The organism is Mycobacterium sp. NGS19 (genome assembly GCF_059813155.1).
Map to the genome: position 1 here is coordinate 476,718 of NZ_JCALEB010000004.1, position 20,101 is coordinate 496,818.

The window sequence follows — 20,101 nt, forward strand, 5'->3', positions numbered from 1 at the left end:
TTCGTCCTTGCTGGAAGGATCAACTCCGTGCCGAAAGCATTTCCTGCCGAGTTCCGCGCTGACGTGATCGCTGTAGCCCGCAAGGGTGAGGCGCCGCTACGTCAGATCGCGAAGGACTTCGGCATCTCCGAGGCCTGCCTGCATCGCTGGCTCAAGATTGCCGACCGCGAAGACGGTATCGACCGAACAGGAGCAACCGCGACCGCGGGTGACGTGTCTGCCGAGCTGCGTGAAGCGCGCAAACGGATCAAGCTCCTCGAGCAAGAAGCCGAGATCATGCGCCGTGCCGTCGGCTACTTGTCCCGGGATGTCAACCCAAAATGATGTACCCGCTGGTCCTTGATCTTGCCGCAGACGGTGTCCCCGTCACGGTGACCTGCCGGGTTCTTGGATTCTCTACCCAAGCGTTCTACAAGTGGCGTAAAGCACCTGTGACACAACGCGACTGGGACGATGCACATCTCATCAACGCCGCCCGCGACATCCACGCCGACGACCCCGCATTCGGCTACCGCTTCATCGCCGATGAACTCCCCGCACGCGGGATCATCGCCGGTGAGAACAGAGTGGCTCGACTGTGTTCGCAAGAACGCATCTGGTCGTTCTTCGCCAAGAAGCGCGGACTGAACAGAAAGGCCGGACCACCCGTGCACGACGACCTCGTTGGCCGCCAGTTCTCTGCCCAGGCCGCCAACGAGATCTGGTTAACCGACATCACCGAGCACCGCACCGATGAAGGCAAGCTCTACCTCTGCGCCATCAAGGACGTGTACTCCAACCGAATCGTCGGCTACTCGATTGATTCACGGATGAAGGCGTCCCTGGCGGTGGCCGCCCTGCGTCATGCGGTCGGCGTCCGCTCGCCCGTCGCCACGATCGTGCACTCCGACCGCGGCAGCCAATTCCGGTCACGCAAATTCGTTACTATGCTGTCGCACAACGGGTTACGCGGCTCAATGGGAAGAGTCGGGGCATGTGGCGATAACGCCGCCATGGAGTCCTTCTTCGCCCTGCTGCAACGCAACGTCCTCGACCGGCAACGGTGGACCACCCGAGCCGAACTCCGACTGGCGATCGTTACCTGGATCGAGCGCACCTACCACCGAAAGCGCCGGCAACGCGCCCTCGGCAAGCTCACCCCGATAGAGTTCGAACTGCTCCACACCCCAGGCGCAACCGCGGCCTAAAATTCACACCCCGCGAGTCAACTGAACTCGGGGCAGTCCCATCCGCCAAGAGCCGCGCTCGATTCTTTGTGTGTCAGCACGACAACCGACCCAAGGAGTGACACACATGATCAGCCAGATCCGCGCCATCGTCCATACCACCGCCGGTGCCGCCCTGCTGGCCTCCGGCCTGGGGCTTGCTGCGCTGAGCATCGCCCAGGCAGCGAACGCCGCACCTGTGCACCCGCCGGAGAGCGTGTGCTGGGAGACCTACAGTGACGGCAGCTACTTCTACTATTACTGCTAGTTCGCGGTAACCATTCGCGAAATTCGAAGCCCTCGCGGTGTTGTCGCTACTAGGCGGGCATGTCCGTCCCCCGGGGAGCGGAGACAGAGCTGTGACTTGCAAGTCCAAAGGGACCTCGTCGGCCACACAGGCCACTTCAGTCGCAGCTGCGGTGGAGATTTTGCTGCCCGCCTCTTAGCGACATCGCCGCAGGTCAGAAAGGGTGCCCCCGGCAGGATTCGAACCTGCCGACGCGCTCGCAGCTAACACGCTGTCTACCAGGCAAAACCATTGTGGCACAGTTGATTACACCTCTACCACAGTGACCACCGATTCACACCGTTTCACACGGCTTCACACACCTTGGGGGTAAGTTGGGGGTAGACTGTAGCAACGTCGCAGGTCAACGCCAACAACCGCAGGATAAAGCCCTGTAGAAACGCACGGAAAATGGTTTGCTTTGTCGCGAGTGAAGCGCACAAGGGAATGGGGATTGAAAGCATGGATGAGTCGAACAGGAACCGCGCGCACTTCGGCTACAGCTCGTTTCACAAAGATGAGGGCAAGCGACACGCGTTGGTCAACGGTGACTCGTACATCACCGCGACCGATCACGCCAAGATCGGAACCAAGGTGTTCCTCAAAGACGAAAACGGGTGGTCCATCCTCGTTCGTCGCGACGGCAAGTCATATTGCGCAGACGGTGCAACACGCGACGGAGCGGAAAGGGAGCTACTCGAAAAATACCCCGACGAACTTGACTGGAAGATCACCGACCGATGAGCCGCAACGAATGGGGCAAGATCAAAAAACAGCCCACAAAGACACCGAGCTATCAAGCCAGCTACATCGGCGTGGACGGGCGACGCCACTACGCCCCGCACACATTCGCCTCAAAGACATTCGCGCAAGGCTGGCTAGCGCAAGAACGCGCCTACAAAGAGCGATGCACCCTTGGCGGAGAACGGTGGAAATCGCCAGCCGAACGCGCCAACGAAAACAAGGCAACCGTTCTGACGTTCGGCGTCTACGGAAAGCGCGTGATTGACGAACGCAAGTTGTCGCCGCGCACACGAAATCTCTACGAATCTCAATGGGCGCAACTGATCGAACCGGCATTCGGCAAGCTCGCGGTATCCGACGTGAGTCCCGCCGCAGTGCGTGCGTGGTTCTCAGGGCTTGATTCCACCAAGGAACGGCGCAACAGCCAGACCTACGGTGTTCTGAGCATGATTTGCAACAGCGCCGTGGACGACGGCCTGTTAGAGCGCAACCCGTGCATGATCAAAGGCGCGATGGCGACCAAGGCGAAAAAGAACGTCAAGATACCCACGACAGTCGAACTGCACGCCATTGCCGACAAGCTCGGCGCTGACCCGCGTTACGAACGATTCAAGGCCCTGGTTCTCCTGGCGGGTTGGTGCGGCCTGCGTATCGGTGAAGCGACCGAACTACGACGCAAAGACTTCGACGCTGAATGCACCGTGGTTTCAATCACGCGCGCAGTCGGTCACCGTAGCGGCGAGTGTCTGCTAGGCCCGACGAAAACGGGAGAGACGCGAGACGTTGACATTCCTCCGCACATTCAACAGATCGTGCGCGACCATCTGAGCCGCTACGTCGGCAGGAGTCCCGATGCCCTGTTGTTCGAACCCGCCAGGGGAGGGTGTCACTTGAATGACCGGGTGTTCAACAAAGACATTTTCCAGAAGGCGGCGAAAGACGTTGGACGCGAGGACTTGAGCGCGCACGATTTGCGCCGGTTCGCCGGTTCGAAGAACGCCCAAGTTGGTGCGACGTTGGCTGAGAACATGAAGCGGCTAGGTCATTCGACTGTCAAGGCGGCGTTGCTTTATCAGCATTCGTACGACGACAGCGGCAAAAAGCTCGCGGCGAATTTGAGCGCCACGGCGTTGGCTGAGATTGCCGCCGCTGCCGATTCCATCGCCGAAGCTGCCGACTCGATTGCCGCTGCCGATCAGGCCGAGTAGCGTGCTGCCCGTGACTGAACCGAACGAACCGGAGCTAGGCATTCTGCGCGCCGAACTGTTAGACGAGAGCCTCAAGACGTACCGGCTAGAGCACGGCAATGAATCGCCTGAGTTCCTGGTCCAATTGTGGTTCACGCGACCTCTCGACGTATACGAGCGCGCGGAGCTAGCGAAACACGGTTACGAGGTCGATTTCCCGTTCGAAGACGACACCATGCGTGCGCTTGTGATCGTCACCGCCGAGACGTTCAGTCAAGTGGTCGAGGGCTTGCACAGCGATCTTCCAGCAGTCGCATCCGACGCGAGACAGACTCAGCGCGAAGCCAAAGCAGAAGACGAACACCTAGGCGCACTGGTTCAGCAGATCAACCTACGGATCAATCCGCAGTAGTAGCCAGTCCGTGTAGTTGCGGAAACGGCGAGACGGTCAAGATTTCCGGCAGTGTCTCCATCGTGAAAACGCGTCCGTCTGTGTCCCGCAACACCGGGCCTAGAGTGTCGTTGACACGCGCCCAACCGATACCGCCGAGCACCGCGAACACAGGCACGCCACCCAGACGAGTCCCTTCGGCGCGCAACCGTTGAAACCGTGCGGCCTTGTCGCGTGCTGTCCCGCCGTCGTTGGCCCCTTTGCATTCGATCATCGCCTTGAGCGAGTCGGTGTTGTCGAACACCACGAAATCAGGCGCGGGCGTAACAGTCAGTTGGAATCGCGCGGCAATCTCGCCTTGGTTGTGGCTTCCAGTCCGAATGAAAGGCACTGCGGCGTCTTGTAATACGGCTTCGGTGGCGTCTTCCAACAAGTCGCCGCGCAGTGTTGAGGTGGCGTCTAACACCTGGCGAAAAGCGCCGCCGTAATGGCGCTGATGCAACAGGCGTTGATACGGCACGCCATCGGTAGCGAGACTGCGCACAGTCGCCCATCCGTCACGGCTGTCGAACTTGTCTTGTTTGACGTGCAGTCCCGGCGGTGGATCGGAGAACAGTTCGCGATTCATTAGCGCGTCAACCGTCGCTGCAACAACCGTGGCTTGGTCGTTAGTCAACGCGCTGCCGTTGCGCTCGATTGAATCGACTTTGTTGCCGGTGATTGCGGCTGCGGGCATGTCCAGCCGCAACGCAACGATGGATGTCGTTTCGGCGAATTCGTTACGTACAAGGCCGGCTATTGTGCGGAATACCAACAGAATTCGTGGGTCAGCCAGCAGCGCATCACGGATTTCGTCAACGGTCACCTTGGTGAAACCATCGGTTGCGGTCAGCGCCGCGCCGTAGACTTCATCGAAATACTCGTCGTCGTAAAACGGTGCGTCATGGACGTAGGCGAAATCTGGTGTCAGATGCGGAACGTACAGGGAGCGCGCAACGTCGGCATAGATGCGTTGGTGGTCTTGCGTTCCGTGTCGTTCGGGAATGCGGCGAATCTCGTTGACTCGTTTGTCCCAAGTCTCGGCTTCGGCAACGTCGTTGACAGTCTGATCAATCCCGGTCATTGGCCTACGGCGTGCAAGACGGCTGGCGGGTCGTCGGATACGTCGGCGGCGATTCGCCGCCGTGCCTCTGTGACGAAATCCTCGTGCAGTTCAAAGCCGAGAGCTTGACGGTCGTAGCGTCGAGCCACTGCGACCGTCGTTCCACTTCCGGCGAACGGATCGACCACCAAACCGCCCTTCGGGCTGGCGCATCGAATGAAGAACTCGGCAAGCCCTTCGGGCATTGCGGCGGTGTGCGCAACGCCTTTGTATTGGTTGTAGGTCTGTGGCACCGAGACCACGTTGCCGGGATCAGCCCCGCCACGGAGGTACGTTTTAGTTCGGTCTCTGCCGAATCCGGCAGCGGTGTTGCGACGACCGTTCAAGTCCTTATCGCGCCGAGCAATTTCGGCGGCGTCGGCCTTGTACGGAACGCGCACGGCGTCTAGATCGAAGTAGGGACGTGGTCCCCGCGCGAAGTGATAGACGTACTCGAACGAGTCTTTCGTTCTGGGACCGAAACGACCCGGTACGGCGTTGGGCTTAGACCAGATGTACGTTTCAATCCACCGCCAGCCCATCTGTTGCAACGACAAGACAAGCTGATAAACGTACGGGTGACGTTGACCGCGCAATGGGCCGCGATTGGCTACGCGATTCTTGATGTTGATGACCAGACTTCCGGTCTCGCTCGTCGCAGCAAACATTTTCTCCGCGTACGGGAGAAACCACTCGACGTAGTGGTCAGGATGAATGCGGCTGTAGGCGCGAGCGTCGGCGTATGGCGGCGACGTGAAGAACAAATCCACGCTTCCGTCTGGTAGTCGTGGGATTAAGTCGGCGGCGTCACCGTTGACAACGCCCTCAGCCAGCATCCGATGCAGCGCACGACTCCCACTTGCCATGACGGGGATACTAGCCAGGGCTACCCACAGCTTCCGTCAGGCGCGCTGACCTGTCAGTGGGCCGTGCTAGGGGTGCTTTCACCGCCGCTTACGACGCGGTATGCCCGCCACTGCGTGCATTAGCTGTTCGGCTTCGTTGCGCAGCTCGGCAGCGCGCATCCTCGTTTCAAAAGCTGCCCGGCGCGCTCGCTCTGCTCGCTCCTGTGCCTGCTGCGTGTGCTGTGCAACAGCGGCGATGTCCTCTGGTGTGAACTCCATATCTGGCGCTTACCCACCCCACGCTGACATATTCAGCGCTTCAGCGCCGGTTTCCACGCGCTTTCCGCTGCGTTTTGACCTGCTTCCGGTAGCCCTTGGTGAGCGTGCGGCCCTCGGCTCTCGCGGCCTTCGCGTTGAACGATCTGCCGGTGACCGCCGTCGTGGGGAACGCCCGCGCTCGCATGCTCGACAGCTTGGCGTGATCGGCGCGAGCGCGCGCCACGTGGCCCTTCACGATCTTGCGCCGGGTCGCTGCGGTCCTGGTCCTGCTCGCCGGGTGAGCTTGGGTCGCGGCCACGGCCCCCACGGTGACGGTCACACCGGCCACGGTACGGCGGCGTTTCTTGCGCCGCTCATCCTCGGATGAACCACCCGACGACGGGGCAAAACGACCGTGCGCATCACGGCGGTAAACGCGTTTCCTGCGACGACCGGCCATCGGCTACACCGCACCCCAGACACGGGCGAACGGTCGCACGCTGATCGCCACGTCAGGGTCCAGCCGTTCCAGCAACCGCAGTTGACCGACCTCGGGGTTACCCGCCACGCCAAAGGGTGCATGACGGCGGGCAAACAACCGGGATGCTTGGATCAACGTCGCGAGCTTGATGGTCGGCGGCACGTCGGGCCAGCCCCACGTTGCGGTGACGCGTACGCCACCCTCGGTAGCGGTTGGGACGACCGGGCTACCGGAGTCGATGAGTACCTGAGTCCACACCCCGCCAGCCACTACGGCGTTGACCGGTGCAGGCAACCAGTTTAAGAGAAGCAAATCATACTGTGTGCCAACGGGTTCGACAGTCATGGCGTCAGTGGTGGCGAAGTCGTCAACGTCGATGATCCATCGGCGGCGGTAGGTGTCAAAGCGTGCGGTGAACAGCCTTGATTCCGGCGCGTCGAGTGATCCGAACTGCCGTCCGGTGATGCGATCCACCGACCGGGACGCCGTTTCAATCGCTAGGGTCAGTTCGGCGTCATCGGTGGCGACGGCATCACCCATGAAATGCGCCAACTCGGCGGCAGTCGCGTACGGCGGTGCCCAACCCATGCGAATCGACCTCTCTCGTCGGGTTTACGTCGTGGCGCTGGTGTTCTCGACGTTTTCGGCGCTCTTGTCGGTGGTCGTCTCCAACTCGGCCGATTCAGCGTCGAACTCGTCGGCGTCGTCATCGCGTTCGCCTGCGCGAGACTTGATTTCGGCGTTGACTACGCCAAGTTCATCGAGCAATTCGGCCTTGCGTTCTGCCAATTCGGCAATGGTGAGCTTGCTTGCCATGATGTGCACCTTTCAAAGTGAACTGTTGCCCTAGTGGCAACCAATCGCAGACGTGTTGTCCTAGATCAATCACCGCTAGGGGCAGTCAATTACGAAACCTCGTTGGTCAGAACGCGATACGCGGCGGTGTCCTGCGGAACGCCATCGGCGCGAGCCCACAGAGTGTATTCCACCTGTCCCTCGTTGGCGCGGCTGTACGGGTTGACGATGAGCGTCAAATCCTTCACGCGCCGAATGACGTAGCCGCTGCGAAGGTCACCGAACACGCCCCACTTGGCGGCCACGCCATCCTGATACGGGGGCCAAGCCTGATCGATGATGACCGGGTACCCGAGCAACGTCGTGTTGTGGGGACCGGTCGAAATGCCTTCGGCAGCGGGGTTCAGAAGTGGACGCCCGTCGTTGTCCGTCAGTCGTTCGATTGCGGCCATGGTCTGATCGTTGAACGACCACACCGCGTTGGCCCGATACGCCGGGTCCACTTGGTGAATTGCGTTGACCAGGTTGTCGTAGGTGGGCGTTGCGGTGTCGAACGTGTCAGTGAACACCGAGATACCGGTATCGATGCCGAACGGCTCAGTGGTGCCGTTGCCGGTCACCCAATCGAGCGCCTGACGGCGACCGATGCGCTCACCGAGCTTGCGCTCTACGAGAGCCTGAACGTCGAACGCCGAATCTTGCAGCAATTCGACTGAAACGCGAAGCGGCAGGTTACCGGCACCGGGTGCGATGTACTTGAACGCACCGAGCACCTTTTCACCGAACACCAGATCAGCCCCGCCAGAAGTCGGCGCGGCGTTCTCCGGTGCGATCACACCGACGTTGGCGGTGTCATCGAGCGTGGGCCAGCGCAAAGGTTCGCCGCCAGAGGTCACGATTTCCTCCACGGCGCTCGCCAGACCGCCGAACGTCTTGAGCCGTTCTACGATCTTGTTTCGCATAGTGTCGGGCACCAGAAACCCGCCAGCGGAATCGGGTGTGGTGCCTTGTGCCCGAAGCTCCACCAGATCGGAGTTTTCGCGACCGGTGCGCATGTAGTGATCGAAGGCGCGTTCCAGCGTGTCGTCACGGCGCGCGGTGCCGACGTGCACAGCAGTAGCCAGACCGCCGTTAACCGGCGCGGTGTACGCCTCTTGCCGCGAACGAATTTCGACGGTGCGCTGTGCGTTGCGCAACTGCACTTCGAGTTGTTCGTATCGCTGCACTTCCTCATCAGACAGCGCGCGGCCCTCGGCGGCGTCGATGATGTCCTGTAGCGCGGCGATGATGTCTTCGACGGTCAGCGGCTCGTTGTCGTTGGCGTCGGCGTTCGCCGGTGACGTGGGCTCGGACCCGTACAGCGGCCACGCCGCCAAGGCGCGCGTCTTGTTCTTCGCGATGAGTAGAGCGTTCGGCGTCGGTGTCGTGATCATGGTGTTTCCTTTCGATAAGTCAGTGTGTCGATTGCGTTGGCGGGCAATGGTGGTCATGTCAGTCGCCTTGACTCGTTGCGGTAACGGATGCGGTGTCGCGCTCGAATCAGCTGCGAAAGTCCTGATTCCGTTGGCGCGCTGGCTTGATCGAGTGAACGCAGCATTACCGACGTTCCGGCATACGCCGGGAAGCATACGACGCTCAAATCCCGTAGACGGCTCACGCTGGTATGGGTGCGCAACTGTCGGCCTTCGATCTGCGACCACTCATCGCGACCGGGAACGAAACCGAACGAGCATGCTTTGAGGTCACCGCGCAAAGCCAGTTCGCGCACATCACGGCCATGACTGGTGTCGGGAATGTCCAGCTCGAAAGGCAGACCTTCGGAGTCCACCGACCAACGCAGCGTGCCTGACGACTGGCGTCCCAACAGCTTGGCGGGGTCGTGTTCGTAGAGTGCTACCACGTCGGTAGACGCGTCGGCGCGAATGGCGTCAAAAGCACTGCGGTGCACCGTTTCCAGATGTCCCGGTAGCTCGGCGTACTGACCGAAAACCGCAGCATGACCGACGAGCTTGTTGCCGGTGACCTCGGCGCGCAGTTCGACGCCGAACCGTGTTGCTTCCACCGTGGCGTTACTCATGGTGTGCTCCGTTCGTGACCGGTGCTGGCAGGATCAACGGCTGTCCGAATCGCTGCAAGACGCCTAGACCGGAATCAACTGTGTCCGAACCCGATTCGGCGTCGGTTTCATCGCTGGCGATTTCATCCCCGCCAGGCAGCGGCGGCAGATTGCGAATCTTGCGAGCTTCGTTGATCGTGAGCAATCCGGCGTCAACCTGGTCGATCAACAGGCCGATTTCGGTTTCGGGATCAGGCTGCACGAACGCCGAGTAATCAAATTCGCACTTCTTACCACCAGTCAAAAGACGGCTCAGCCGCTCCTGAATGCGTGTCGTCCACGGCTCAAGGGTGTAGCGGGCCAGGCCCCGGTTCTGTTCCTGCACGCCGGTGCCCCACGACGTTTGCTTTTCGGTCTGCATGAGCAAATGCGGCGGCACACCGTAGAACCGCGCGATTTCTTCGACCTGAAACGCTCTGCTTTGCAGGAACTGCGCGTCTTCGGCGCTCATCGACCACTTGTCGAACCGCAGCTTGCGATTGATGACGGCGATGTCTCCGGCGTTCGCGCCACCCTGAATGCGTTGACGCAGATCGTTTTTGATCGTCGTCGCTTCTTCTGCGGTCAAGTCTTCCTCTGGTGTGACAATGCCTGACACCATCGCGCCGTTAGCGAACATGCGCGCGGCTGCGCGATCACCGGCCAGCGACGTGCCGAACACGTTGCGCGCGACGGCGATGGGTGAAAGGCCAGTGACGCCATCGGTTGACAGTGCGGGGATATGGGTCAACTGCGCTGCGGTGAACACGCGCCGGGTGCCATCGGCCAAACTCACCGTGAATAGCTTCGATCCATCGGGCTGCATGTCCACCGTGACCGCCAGCGGGTGCACCGGCAACAGGCCCACGATTTGACCGGCCCCGCCGTACAGATGCGCGCAGTAGGCGTTGCCGTGCAAAAGCAGATGCACAAGCACCTGCTCTTTCCATTCGAACGGCGTCGGGCCAGTAGGCCCGCCAGGGGTGTCCAGAAAGGACCGTGCGCGCTCGGTGTGTCCGTCTTTGTTCGTCTCGATGGTCCTCATAGGCAGGCTGGCAATGGTCCCGGCGATCAGGCTCACGGCGCGGTAGACGCCAGCCAGGCCCAGCACGCTCGATTCACCGACCGCAACGCCCGCTGCATTAGGCGTGCCCAGGCCCAGCAGTTCCACGATGGCGGGGTCAGACACAGACCACGACGCCGACCGTTGTTCGGTCGGTTCGAAGCGTGCGGTTCGTGACCACGGCCACCAGGCCATCGCAGCGGGTTTCCTGTCGTTTGTCGTGAATTAATTTTGTCGGGTGGTCGAGAAATTAATTTGGCCGGCTGTTGCGCCTTTTAATTTGTCGACCCGGCTTCGCTTTTCTTTTTGTCGCTGTCGTGTTGCTTGAAAGTTGTTGTGTGCCAGGGCAGTCAGACTGTGGAGGAATGTTCTGCCCTGGCACTATTCGCCAGAATAGGTCAATATCGGAATGGAGGAAAGGGACACACCGAAATGGCGCAAAGTGGAAATGCACGCTCGAAATTCAGAGTGACTACGCCCGGTCCTTGGTGGGACTGGACCGAGACCGATCCGGCAGAGCGCGCGATTCGGTTCATTCAGACCTACTGCCGTGCACCGAAGGGCTACGGCTACGGTCAACCGCTGCGGCTGGCACCGTTTCAACAGCAGTGGATTGCCGACGTGCTTTCTCCTGGCGTGCGTCAAGGCGTGTTGCAGTGCCCGCGTGGTCAGGGCAAGTCAACAAAGCTCGCGGCGCTCGCGGTGTGGGCGACGTTCGACCGCAACGACACCGGAGAGCCACAGGTGCCGATCATGGCGACGACGGTGGGCCAGGCCCAACGCGCGGTGTTCGACGTGGCCGCGAAGATGGTCGCCGCTGAGCCGTTGCTTGATGAGCGGTCGCTGACCTACACCGCGATTGGCTCGACGCGCATTGCAGTTGGCTACAACGGCGGCACGTGCTTTCCCATCGCCAACGACCCCGATGGATTGCAGGGCTTGGACCCGACGCTGGCGATTGTCGATGAGATCGGCTTTCAACCGTTGGAGTCGTGGACTGCGATGGTTCTCGCATCCGGCAAGCGATCACGCTCGCTGGTCTGCGGTGTCGGCACGCCGGGATTGGACAGAGAACGGTCTGCTTTGTGGCACTTACGTTCGGCATATCTCGACGGCAGAACCCCGCCAGGATTTAGCTTCACCGAATACAGCGCGCCCGATGACTGCGATGTGCGCGACCGCGAAGCGTGGCACGTTGCATGCCCTGCCTTGGCTGCCGGTTATCAGGCCATCGACGCGCTAGAGACAGCCGTGGAGATGAGCCCGGAAAGTCATTTCCGCGTCTTCCATCTGGGTCAGTGGCGCGATGGCACCGACAGTTGGCTTGGGTCTGACGGTCGCAAAGTGTGGGACAGCCTCACGGCTCGATTCGATTTGCGCGACGGAGCACCGACGTGGGTAGGGCTTGACGTGGGATTGAAACGAGACTCAACGGCGCTTGTGATCGCGCAGCGTCGGCCCACCGGACAACTTCACACGGTCGCGAAAATCTGGATGCCACATCAGGACTCGGCAATTGATGTGTCCGACATTATGGCTTACATTCGCGAGCTTGACCGGCGTTACGAATTGATCGAAGTAGCCTTCGATCCAAGGCTTTTCGAACTGCCGGCTCAGCAGTTGGCAGACGAGGGTATTCCGATGGTTGAATTTCCGCAGACGTTGGAGCGATCCACTCCGGCGTTCGGCAACCTGTATGAAGCGATCAAGCGCGGCGAGATTTCCCACAACGGAGACCAGCAGTACGCGCAACAGATTCTCAACGCCGTCGTGCGCAGCAACGAACGCGGCTTCACTCTTGCAAAGCAGAAGTCACGCGGCAAAATCGACGCCGCGTATGCCCTGATGATGTGTTTTGACCGGGCATCCGTGAGGCAGAAGGTCCGTTCGCCGCTGGTGGTGCTGTAGAACATGGCTCAGCGTGCGCTACAGGGCCAGCACGGGGTCATTCTGTGCCGTGATCGGCCAAAACACGCCATGCCAAGCCGTTTATAAGCAAAAGAGACAGGGACCCTGCGGCTTCATCACCCTACGGCGTCCGAACTTTTCAACGAGCGCCCTTGCTGCTGTTGCATTCACGGCAGGCCGGTTGCAGATTGCTCGGATGATGGCTGCCACCTCTTGCAAGCGGCACAATGGCGTCCCATGTCGTCGCCCACTCGGTGCACACGCCTTCGATGCGCAGAGCGCAGCGCAATCCGTGTGGTTTCGGTATCGCCCGGTAGGCAGGATCGCGCCGAGTGATCGTGTCGGGTCGCTTCTGACGAGCGCGGTTCTCTATGGCGTTGACCGCTCGGCGGTGCTCGGCACACCGGCCCCCACGGTCGAACCGTTGCCGAGACGAAAGCCCCTGCGTTTCAGCGTAGTTCGGACATCCCGGCTCTAGGCATGGTCGCTTGACTGGCATCGTGAACCATCCTGTGTAGCAACGCTATTCGTCGTCGCGGTCAACGACAATCTGATAGGTGTCGGTCCTCACATAGCGACTACCTTTGTGCTTGCCTTCGCTGCTCAATTCGGCTGCGCCTCTTGTCATCCGCTCGACGTTGAGGACTTCGAGTGTGTCCCATTCCAGTGTCGGCAGGATGATCGCTGTCCCGGCTTCCCATGTTCCCAGTTCTGGGTTGAGCACTGATGAGAAGTGTTTAAACACCGCGTCAGCCAACCTATCGACTGCACGTGTGTCGTGCCCTGGTGCTCGGAACGTCAGCGCCACATCGAAGACGTTGCCTGCTCTGTCGTCAAATCCGGTGACGGTCAACACTAGCGCCGTGTCTGGCACGTCGGCTCCGGCGAACAGCACTGCGGGCAAGTCGGGATGATCGAGATAGTCACCGGTCGGGCTGTATTGAGCCAGGGCGTGATCAGCGAGGTATTGACCCAACCCGGCTAGGACTTCAACGCTGTCGATGGTTTTCATTTCTTTGCCTCTGCTCTGCGGTCGCGTTGTACTTCTGCGGCTGCCTGCGTGCATGGATCGCACCGACAGCCGAAGTTGTTGTAAGTCGATGCCTTGCCGTGACGAGGATCGTCGGGTGCGATGCCGTTTTGCTTTTTGCGGCGCATGTGCTCGCGGTTTCTGGCACGCTTGCGCTCGGCTTGCTCGCGGGAGAGCTTCGCGCGTTGTTCACGCAGCGTCACCGACTCGCCTGCATTCCGCTCGGTATCGGCTAACACACGCCGGACGAGTCCACCCCAATCACTCCACGAGAACCACGGCAAACGTGAAAGGTCGGCCACCGCGTCAAGCAATTCGTCTACGGTGCGCACGCGTTCAATCCAGATTCGGAAGTGCGGCGTGAGCGGCTTGACGCACTCGGGTGCGCACTTGGCGTGGAACACCCGCCACGTGGCTTTGACGGTCACCGTGGCACCGTCTACGCCTGCGCGTGCCAGCCGTCCGTGTGCGGCTGCGTCGGTCTCTCGCAGATCGACGGCGGCAAACCCGGCTCCGACCCCACCGACGCGCTTGTTACAGCGTTCGCACGTCCACCAAAGCCGTCCCGCGCCAGCGTGCAAGCCCCCAGCGGCCCCAGAATCGACCAACGGTGTCCCGGCGTCATCGGGTGCCCGGCCAGTCGTGTTGATCGGTCCTGAACCCGCCAGGGGTTGATTCTTGGTGTGCGTGTCAGTGCTCACGCTCATGTCTTTCATCCTCTCCGAATTCGTGGCGTTGTGCGCATGGCGCAACGGGTGTGTCGCCGGTCGAGAATTGTTTGCTGACTCGGAGTGTGTGAAGGGGTGTGAAGGGGTGAATAGGTAGTTTCCAGAATTTTTTTCTCACGGGAACCTACCAACCAACCCCTTAACACCCCTTCACACTCGCCCGATAACCCCATGTCAGACAGCATTTTTCGGCAGAGTCCTTTCATTGGTCCTCCGCAACGTCATTGGCCGCTTTCATCCGAATTCCGACCCATGCTTGGTATTGCTCAGGCACCGTCGAGTCAGTTAGCGGAGGACGGCTCAGCCCCGGTCGGGATTTGCGGACTGACCTTTTGACTACGCCCGCTTCGACTACGGCAGGATGTTCGATCCATCGCGGGACGAACGTCTGATCGGTCCACGGCTGATGTTCACGGTCTTTCAACCAACGCGAGAACAACGCAAATAGATCGGTGGTCATCATGTGACTTCGTGAATCGAACACGATGCAATCTCGTTGAAACTCGGCCAGTACGTCGGCCTCGTCACGCCACGCCCGAGAAGCGGCAATGACTTCGGGTGGCTGCTGGGAGAATGCTTCTCTGTCGCGATACCACTGCGCCGCACCGTCAACGAGCCACGCAAGGATTGCTTCGTGCTGCTTATCGGCGCCGATTTTTATGCGGTCGCGTAGGCCAGGATCACCGCTGCGATCAGTCGGCTTGTCCAAAGGCTCGCCCGGCTTGCGGTATCGAAACGGAAAGATCACCGCTGCGAGTCGTCGCCACGTTGCATGATCGGATTCATTCACGCGTGGCAGGCGATTGGTAGTAACGAACACCGAATGCGTCGCTTCAAACGTCACGTTGTCTTTGCCGCACAAACGAGCCGAAATCATCGGCGTACCAATGACCGTCTTCAATCGCTTGATGTTGAGATAACCCAACTCGGGTAGTTCTTCCACGACAGCCAACCGGACGCCCCGCAGCGACATGAGTTCGGTGGAATGATCGCCAGCACGCGCCAGCAACAGCTTTTCGGGCAGCGGCTTGGCGTAGTCTTCGCCGATGCACGCCAGAATGCCCGTGACAATCGTGCTCTTTCCGTTTTCCCCGCCACCTTTGAGGAACGGCAGCACATCGTCTGGCGGGGTATATCCGGTGAGCGCCTGACCAAACCGGCGTTGCAACCAGTCGCGCGGTGCTTGCGGTAACGCCTCTAGAGCCTTAGTCCAGTCGGGATGCGTTGCTTCACTGTGGTATTCGGTAGGGCATAGCGTTGTGAGAAACCAGTCGGGGTCATGCGGATGCAGTGTCTTGCCGCGCAGATCAATCACGCCGTTGGCACAGTTGAGCAAGTCAGGGTGAGCGTCCCACCGGCTGTCATCGACAGCCAGGTAGCCGCGTGACAGGTCGAGAATCGACTTAATCCGACTGGCTCCCAACAGCTTCGCCGTCGCGTTGACACGATCCGCTGTGATCACCTGCCGTTGATACAACGTGACTTCTTCGCGATGAAAGTCTATGACGCCTAGCCGCACTGCTTCCTTCACCACGGAATCACTGACGCGTTGCCAGCGTTTGCCGGTCCATTGCATCCATCCGAAACCACTTGAATAGCAATACCTTCCTCTGAGGTATCGGTCTGCGATGTATGCGCTGATCTTGGCGTCGTAGAGTTCCGGCCGATTGCTGGTGGCGTTCGGCGGCGTTTTGCGTTTCGGCCCAAGCAGTTTCGCGAGCCTCTTGAGGAACGCCGCGAACGTCTTCGCGTCGGGATATGCTGCGATCCGATCACACGCCATGTCCACGGGTGCAGCGCCGTGGGCTGCGCGGTCGTCGCACTGCCCCTTGACCTTGCGCAAACCGTTCACCCTGCTACGCCAGACTTCGCCTCGCAATTCATCGGCGCTGCGTTTGTCGCGCTCGATGCAGACGCGTTTGAACACGGTCTCTATCTCGTTAACCGCAGCGTGCCAACCGCTGTGACCCTCACGCGCCAAGTGGTAGACGCTCATGTGCGCATCGGTGAGTTTGTCGTGCGACGTAGCCTCTTGCGCAATCGATTTGACGTGTCTGTTGACCTTGTTGCGCATGTGCGCGCACATCGTTTGGCCGTCACAGAAAGTCGCATCGGCCCACGCGTACAACTCGTCAGCCGACGAATCCATGTCCATCGGGTCGTCAGACTCTTTGACGCGTCCGTGGGTCAGAAAATCAATCCACGCATCGGGCAATATCGGCAGGCTTCGCGCGTCAGGTAGGACGCCATCCCACCGGGCTCTACCGTCTTCGCTCAGCGGTGCCCCTGGCGGGAACCACCAGTAGACCGTGCCGCCTGTGTCGGGGTTGATCGACGGCCAAACCACCGCGAATCTGTGTCGCTTCTGAATGACTTCGATGTCTTTATCGACCTGACCCCGGAAACGCAGCCCGCGAGGCACGCGGAAATATCGGATGCCGCTACAGCCGTCGATACGCGCCGAGCTGGTCCACGTCGGAGGTAGTTCGCAGTTGATTTCGGACTCAATCGCCTTGAGTTGAGCGCCACCGTTCTTGCGCTTGCCGCCCTTGAGGTAATCGTCAACGTCAATGCCGATCACTTCGTAGTCAGAATCAACGCTGCCGAGGCGCAGCGCGATATTGCCGGTCGGCTGTTGCTCGCGCCAACGCTTGACCGTGGCGGGTTCGGGCCACGGTGCCTTGATCCCCGTGTAGCCGGTCGGTGGCGCGTTCTTCTGCCTCGATGGAAGCGGCAGAGTGCCAAACCACCCATTGCGCCGATAAAGCAATGCGGCGGTCGCGAATGGTCGTGATAGATCGACACTAGGCGCGTCAATCGTGATGTTGTCGGCGGTATCCATTAGACTGGACTCGTCCTTTCGCGAACCTGGCAGTTCGGGATGGTTGCCCTCGGTCTCGTCAGCCGGGGGCATTCCCGTTTGTAGGGTCTGGCGTTCCAATTTACGCCCGAATTGGACGTGAATCGCATATAACACGCCCTGCTAAGCCTTGGGGTGCAACGCATTTCAATTTGATTCGTAGCGCATTTCATCTAGTTTCTCGACTGCTTTACGGTTCAGTGGAAATTTCTTCTATTCCGCCTTGGTTCTGACGTTCTCGTTTTTCGCTTTCCGTGCGCTCGCGATTGGCGCGAATGATCGAGCGCAACGACGGCGCTTCGCGGCGGTGCGTGTGAACGCGGAAAGCACCGGGAGAGTTTTCATTCAAGCGCAGCCGTGCGCCGGGTTCATCGTCACCGATCTGCCCGAAGATGACGTGCAGCGTGGCAGCGGCGACACGTTCGGCAGAGGCTCGCGCGGCTTCACCATCGACGGCCACCGCGCGGTCAATCATGTCCTGCAAACGCGCAGCTACGTCGTAGAATCGCTCGCGGTCCTCACGCTGCATGTGTGCGATTTCAGCGCCAGCGGCTCTGGCGAGTTTGTTCGCGGCCTGTGCCGAAACTCCGTTGATCGTGGTCGGTTTCCTAGTCATTTCTTGTCCTTTCGATGGAATGAATGAGAGCAGGAATCAGCGGACCCCTTGGCGGGTCATCGCGTTGCCCGCGAAGTGATGAATTTCTCTAGCTCGTTGAGGTCCAAACGCCACCGAATGCCGCCACGTGGACCGTTTGGCAGGCGGTAGCCGATCAGGTCACCGCTAGCAATCCAGTTCCGAATTGAATTCGGATGAACGCTCAAGTAGTCGGCTGCCTCTTGGATGCTGACGTACTTACGCGGAGCAACTGCCGCGTTTGATTTGTTCGAAGACACGAAAAAACGCCTCTTTCACAGAAAGCGCCAGACAAAAGCCATGGCAAGTTCGGATTGCTTTCTGTGGCCCGTAGCGGATCGGTTTCTTGAGGCGTTTTATTTGGTTCTGCTTTTAGTGCCCGCTCTTGGGTGGAATGACCTGCTATACGGCAAGGCCCCACATACCGAATAGCTTAGCACCATTTGTGAGATAAATGCCAAGCGTGTAAGTCCCTGTTTACCAGCGAACGGTTCGCAACACGCCAGGGGAGACCCTTGGGGGTAGCTTGGGGGTAGAGCCTCCCCGAGTGGGGTAAAGTGCCTGGTAGAAAGGGTGCCCCCGGCAGGATTCGAACCTGCGGCCTTCTGCTCCGGAGGCAGACGCTCTATCCCCTGAGCTACGGGGGCGCATCGCCAAGACTTCGCCGAGACGCTGCGCCGTTGGGCTCGCCCAGACTAGCGCATCATGGCCGTCGCCAGCCCATCGGAATGGATTCGGGCTGTAAACGCCCAGCCCATAGGATGGACCCTCGTGACCCCCGCCGACCTGGCCGCGCTGCTCAGGACCACCGCCGCAGCGGTGCTGGACCAGCATGGCCTCGATACGGCCGCGCTGCCCGCCACGGTCACAGTCGAGCGGCCGCGCAACCCCGAGCACGGTGACTACGCCACCAACCTGGCGCTTCAGCTCGGCAAGAAGGTCGGAGTCAACCCGCGCGAACTCGCCGGGTGGCTGGCGCAGCAGCTCGGCAACGTCGACGGCATCGCCTCCGCCGAGGTGGCCGGGCCCGGCTTCGTCAACCTGCGCATTGCCGCGTCGGCCCAGGGCGCGATCGTCAGCAACATCATCCAGGCCGGCCCAAACTACGGGCACGCCACGACACTCGACGGCCGCAAGATCAACCTCGAGTTCGTCTCCGCGAACCCCACCGGACCGATCCACATCGGCGGCACCCGCTGGGCCGCGGTCGGCGACGCGCTCGGCCGGCTGCTCTCCAGCCAGGGTGCCGACGTCACTCGCGAGTACTACTTCAACGACCACGGCGCACAGATCGACCGATTCACCCGCTCGCTGATCGCCGCGGCGAAAGGCCAGCCGACCCCCGAAGACGGCTATGCCGGCAGCTACATCCAAGAGATCGCCGCCCAAGTGCTCGAGAAAGCGCCCGACGCGCTGAGCCTGCCCCGCGATCAGCAGCACGAGACGTTCCGGTCCATCGGCGTCGACCTGATGTTCAGCCACATCAAGCAGTCCCTGCACGACTTCGGCACCGACTTCGACGTCTACACGCACGAAGAGTCGATGCACACCAGCGGTCGTGTCGAGCAAGCCATCAAAAGGCTGCGCGAGACGGGCAACATCTACGAGAAAGACGGCGCAATCTGGTTGCGCACCACCGAATTCGGTGACGACAAAGACCGAGTCGTGATCAAGAGCGACGGCCAGCCGGCCTACATCGCCGCCGACCTCGCCTACTACCTCGACAAGCGGCAACGCGGCTTCGACCTCTGCATCTACATGCTCGGTGCGGATCACCACGGCTACATCGCGCGGCTCAAAGCAGCAGCCGCCGCGCTGGGCGACGACCCGGACACGGTCGAAGTGCTGATCGGCCAGATGGTGAACCTGGTCCGCGACGGGCAGCCGGTGCGCATGAGCAAGCGCGCCGGCACCGTCATCACGCTCGACGACCTGGTCGAAGCCATCGGCGTGGACGCCGCCCGCTACTCGCTGATCCGCAGCTCCGTGGACACGCCCATCGACATCGACCTGGCTCTATGGTCGAGCGCCTCGAACGAAAACCCGGTCTACTACGTGCAATACGCGCACGCCCGGCTCTCGGCACTGGCGCGAAACGCCGCCGAACTTGGTGTGCAACCGGACACCGGTCACCTTCACCTGCTGACGCACGACCGCGAAGGCACGCTGATCCGCAACCTCGGCGAATTCCCGCGCGTCCTCAAAACCGCTGCTGCACAACGCGAACCGCATCGCATCAGCCGTTACCTGGAGGACCTGGCTGGCGACTACCACCGCTTCTACGACACCTGCCGAGTACTGCCCCAGGGCGACGAGCCGCCCACCGAACTGCACGCCGCCCGGCTGGCGCTGTGCCAGGCCACGCGCCAAGTCATCGCCAACGGCCTGGACATTCTCGGTGTCACCGCCCCGGAGCGCATGTGATCGCCCATCCGGCCGGACCTCGCCAC

Annotated in this window: 21 protein-coding genes and 1 tRNA gene; 7 read left to right on the forward strand and 15 right to left on the reverse strand. The window is 60.7% G+C overall.

The features are described 5' to 3' along the window. The first annotated feature begins 27 nt into the window (after positions 1–27). The 5 genes from AC5Y4N_RS15420 to AC5Y4N_RS15440 all read left to right on the forward strand — a co-directional run bounded on the left by AC5Y4N_RS15420 (position 28) and on the right by AC5Y4N_RS15440 (position 3,834). Positions 28–1,187 (forward strand): IS3 family transposase gene (locus AC5Y4N_RS15420; protein WP_499912846.1). Its coding sequence is split into 2 segments (ribosomal slippage): positions 28–319 and positions 319–1,187, totalling 1,161 coding nucleotides; the frame shifts between segments, so codons are not numbered across the junction. A 106-nt stretch (positions 1,188–1,293) separates the two neighbouring features. Next, positions 1,294–1,473, forward strand: coding sequence for a hypothetical protein (locus AC5Y4N_RS15425; protein ID WP_499912627.1), 180 nt, complete (start codon positions 1,294–1,296; stop codon positions 1,471–1,473). Positions 1,474–1,953: 480 nt separating this feature from the next. Continuing rightward, positions 1,954–2,235, forward strand: coding sequence for a hypothetical protein (locus AC5Y4N_RS15430; RefSeq protein WP_499912625.1), 282 nt, complete (start codon positions 1,954–1,956; stop codon positions 2,233–2,235). Further along, positions 2,232–3,443, forward strand: coding sequence for a tyrosine-type recombinase/integrase (locus AC5Y4N_RS15435; protein ID WP_499912623.1), 1,212 nt, complete (start codon positions 2,232–2,234; stop codon positions 3,441–3,443). The genes AC5Y4N_RS15430 and AC5Y4N_RS15435 overlap by 4 nt, the downstream gene beginning before the upstream one ends. Positions 3,444–3,453: 10 nt before the next feature. After that, complete coding sequence (locus tag AC5Y4N_RS15440; protein WP_499912621.1) at positions 3,454–3,834, forward strand: hypothetical protein; 381 nt, start codon at positions 3,454–3,456, stop codon at positions 3,832–3,834. Here the strand turns inward: AC5Y4N_RS15440 and AC5Y4N_RS15445 are convergent. The 8 genes from AC5Y4N_RS15445 to AC5Y4N_RS15480 form a co-directional block, all read right to left on the reverse strand. Then, positions 3,821–4,936, reverse strand: coding sequence for a hypothetical protein (locus AC5Y4N_RS15445; RefSeq protein ID WP_499912619.1), 1,116 nt, complete (start codon positions 4,934–4,936; stop codon positions 3,821–3,823). The genes AC5Y4N_RS15440 and AC5Y4N_RS15445 overlap by 14 nt on opposite strands. Beyond that, positions 4,933–5,790 carry a DNA-methyltransferase gene (locus tag AC5Y4N_RS15450; RefSeq protein WP_499912617.1) on the reverse strand — a complete coding sequence of 286 codons (858 nt, stop codon included), beginning with the start codon at positions 5,788–5,790 and terminating at the stop codon, positions 4,933–4,935. Before AC5Y4N_RS15450 ends, AC5Y4N_RS15445 begins: the two co-directional genes overlap by 4 nt. 328 nt (positions 5,791–6,118) lie before the next feature. After that, positions 6,119–6,397: a hypothetical protein gene (locus AC5Y4N_RS15455; protein WP_499912615.1), complete on the reverse strand. Its 279-nt coding sequence runs from the start codon at positions 6,395–6,397 to the stop codon at positions 6,119–6,121. 123 nt (positions 6,398–6,520) lie between these two features. Continuing rightward, complete coding sequence (locus AC5Y4N_RS15460; RefSeq protein ID WP_499912613.1) at positions 6,521–7,078, reverse strand: hypothetical protein; 558 nt, start codon at positions 7,076–7,078, stop codon at positions 6,521–6,523. 72 nt (positions 7,079–7,150) lie between these two features. Continuing rightward, the gene (locus AC5Y4N_RS15465; protein ID WP_499912611.1) at positions 7,151–7,354 is read right to left on the reverse strand and encodes a hypothetical protein; all 204 of its coding nucleotides are present in this window, start codon (positions 7,352–7,354) and stop codon (positions 7,151–7,153) included. An 89-nt stretch (positions 7,355–7,443) separates the two neighbouring features. After that, positions 7,444–8,766, reverse strand: a complete 1,323-nt coding sequence (locus AC5Y4N_RS15470; RefSeq protein WP_499912608.1) for a phage major capsid protein — start codon at positions 8,764–8,766, stop codon at positions 7,444–7,446. A 53-nt stretch (positions 8,767–8,819) separates the two neighbouring features. Further along, entirely contained in the window at positions 8,820–9,410 is a 591-nt protein-coding gene (locus AC5Y4N_RS15475) for an HK97 family phage prohead protease (RefSeq protein WP_499912606.1), read from the reverse strand. Beyond that, positions 9,403–10,599 (reverse strand): phage portal protein, encoded by a 1,197-nt coding sequence (locus tag AC5Y4N_RS15480; RefSeq protein ID WP_499912604.1) that lies wholly within the window; start codon positions 10,597–10,599, stop codon positions 9,403–9,405. Before AC5Y4N_RS15480 ends, AC5Y4N_RS15475 begins: the two co-directional genes overlap by 8 nt. A 324-nt stretch (positions 10,600–10,923) precedes the next feature. Here AC5Y4N_RS15480 and AC5Y4N_RS15485 point away from each other — a divergent pair, with 324 nt between their 5' ends. Beyond that, a complete protein-coding gene (locus tag AC5Y4N_RS15485) occupies positions 10,924–12,399 on the forward strand; it encodes a terminase TerL endonuclease subunit (protein WP_499912602.1) in 1,476 nt (491 codons plus the stop codon). 139 nt (positions 12,400–12,538) lie between these two features. Here AC5Y4N_RS15485 and AC5Y4N_RS15490 read toward each other — a convergent pair whose 3' ends face one another. The 7 genes from AC5Y4N_RS15490 to AC5Y4N_RS15520 form a co-directional block, all read right to left on the reverse strand. Then, a complete protein-coding gene (locus AC5Y4N_RS15490; protein ID WP_499912600.1) occupies positions 12,539–12,898 on the reverse strand; it encodes an HNH endonuclease in 360 nt (119 codons plus the stop codon). A 24-nt stretch (positions 12,899–12,922) separates the two neighbouring features. Beyond that, positions 12,923–13,411 (reverse strand): hypothetical protein, encoded by a 489-nt coding sequence (locus tag AC5Y4N_RS15495; RefSeq protein WP_499912598.1) that lies wholly within the window; start codon positions 13,409–13,411, stop codon positions 12,923–12,925. Continuing rightward, a complete protein-coding gene (locus AC5Y4N_RS15500) occupies positions 13,408–13,857 on the reverse strand; it encodes a hypothetical protein (RefSeq protein ID WP_499912596.1) in 450 nt (149 codons plus the stop codon). The genes AC5Y4N_RS15495 and AC5Y4N_RS15500 overlap by 4 nt, the downstream gene beginning before the upstream one ends. A 502-nt stretch (positions 13,858–14,359) precedes the next feature. Then, positions 14,360–16,999 carry a phage/plasmid primase, P4 family gene (locus tag AC5Y4N_RS15505; protein WP_499912594.1) on the reverse strand — a complete coding sequence of 880 codons (2,640 nt, stop codon included), beginning with the start codon at positions 16,997–16,999 and terminating at the stop codon, positions 14,360–14,362. Between the two features lie 208 nt (positions 17,000–17,207). Beyond that, positions 17,208–17,633: a hypothetical protein gene (locus AC5Y4N_RS15510; RefSeq protein WP_499912592.1), complete on the reverse strand. Its 426-nt coding sequence runs from the start codon at positions 17,631–17,633 to the stop codon at positions 17,208–17,210. Positions 17,634–17,689: 56 nt separating this feature from the next. Next, positions 17,690–17,911 (reverse strand): helix-turn-helix domain-containing protein, encoded by a 222-nt coding sequence (locus AC5Y4N_RS15515; RefSeq protein WP_090276815.1) that lies wholly within the window; start codon positions 17,909–17,911, stop codon positions 17,690–17,692. 314 nt (positions 17,912–18,225) lie between these two features. Further along, a tRNA-Arg gene (locus AC5Y4N_RS15520) sits at positions 18,226–18,298 on the reverse strand. A gap of 124 nt (positions 18,299–18,422) precedes the next feature. On the opposite strand from AC5Y4N_RS15520, the gene argS reads away from it, so the two are divergent. Then, positions 18,423–20,075: an arginine--tRNA ligase gene (argS, locus tag AC5Y4N_RS15525; RefSeq protein WP_499912590.1), complete on the forward strand. Its 1,653-nt coding sequence runs from the start codon at positions 18,423–18,425 to the stop codon at positions 20,073–20,075. Positions 20,076–20,101 lie beyond the last annotated feature (26 nt).

Bases quoted from the DNA above. Each gene is read 5' to 3' on its own strand.
- AC5Y4N_RS15460 (WP_499912613.1), bottom strand. From the start codon at position 7,078: ATGGGTGATGCCGTCGCCACCGATGACGCCGAACTGACCCTAGCGATT.
- AC5Y4N_RS15435 (WP_499912623.1), top strand. From the start codon at position 2,232: ATGAGCCGCAACGAATGGGGCAAGATCAAAAAACAGCCCACAAAGACA.
- AC5Y4N_RS15465 (WP_499912611.1), bottom strand. From the start codon at position 7,354: ATGGCAAGCAAGCTCACCATTGCCGAATTGGCAGAACGCAAGGCCGAA.
- AC5Y4N_RS15445 (WP_499912619.1), bottom strand. From the start codon at position 4,936: ATGACCGGGATTGATCAGACTGTCAACGACGTTGCCGAAGCCGAGACT.
- AC5Y4N_RS15510 (WP_499912592.1), bottom strand. From the start codon at position 17,633: ATGACTAGGAAACCGACCACGATCAACGGAGTTTCGGCACAGGCCGCG.
- AC5Y4N_RS15425 (WP_499912627.1), top strand. From the start codon at position 1,294: ATGATCAGCCAGATCCGCGCCATCGTCCATACCACCGCCGGTGCCGCC.
- AC5Y4N_RS15475 (WP_499912606.1), bottom strand. From the start codon at position 9,410: ATGAGTAACGCCACGGTGGAAGCAACACGGTTCGGCGTCGAACTGCGC.
- AC5Y4N_RS15470 (WP_499912608.1), bottom strand. From the start codon at position 8,766: ATGATCACGACACCGACGCCGAACGCTCTACTCATCGCGAAGAACAAG.
- AC5Y4N_RS15450 (WP_499912617.1), bottom strand. From the start codon at position 5,790: ATGCTGGCTGAGGGCGTTGTCAACGGTGACGCCGCCGACTTAATCCCA.
- AC5Y4N_RS15495 (WP_499912598.1), bottom strand. From the start codon at position 13,411: ATGAAAACCATCGACAGCGTTGAAGTCCTAGCCGGGTTGGGTCAATAC.
- AC5Y4N_RS15505 (WP_499912594.1), bottom strand. From the start codon at position 16,999: ATGGATACCGCCGACAACATCACGATTGACGCGCCTAGTGTCGATCTA.
- AC5Y4N_RS15485 (WP_499912602.1), top strand. From the start codon at position 10,924: ATGGCGCAAAGTGGAAATGCACGCTCGAAATTCAGAGTGACTACGCCC.
- AC5Y4N_RS15490 (WP_499912600.1), bottom strand. From the start codon at position 12,898: ATGCCAGTCAAGCGACCATGCCTAGAGCCGGGATGTCCGAACTACGCT.
- AC5Y4N_RS15430 (WP_499912625.1), top strand. From the start codon at position 1,954: ATGGATGAGTCGAACAGGAACCGCGCGCACTTCGGCTACAGCTCGTTT.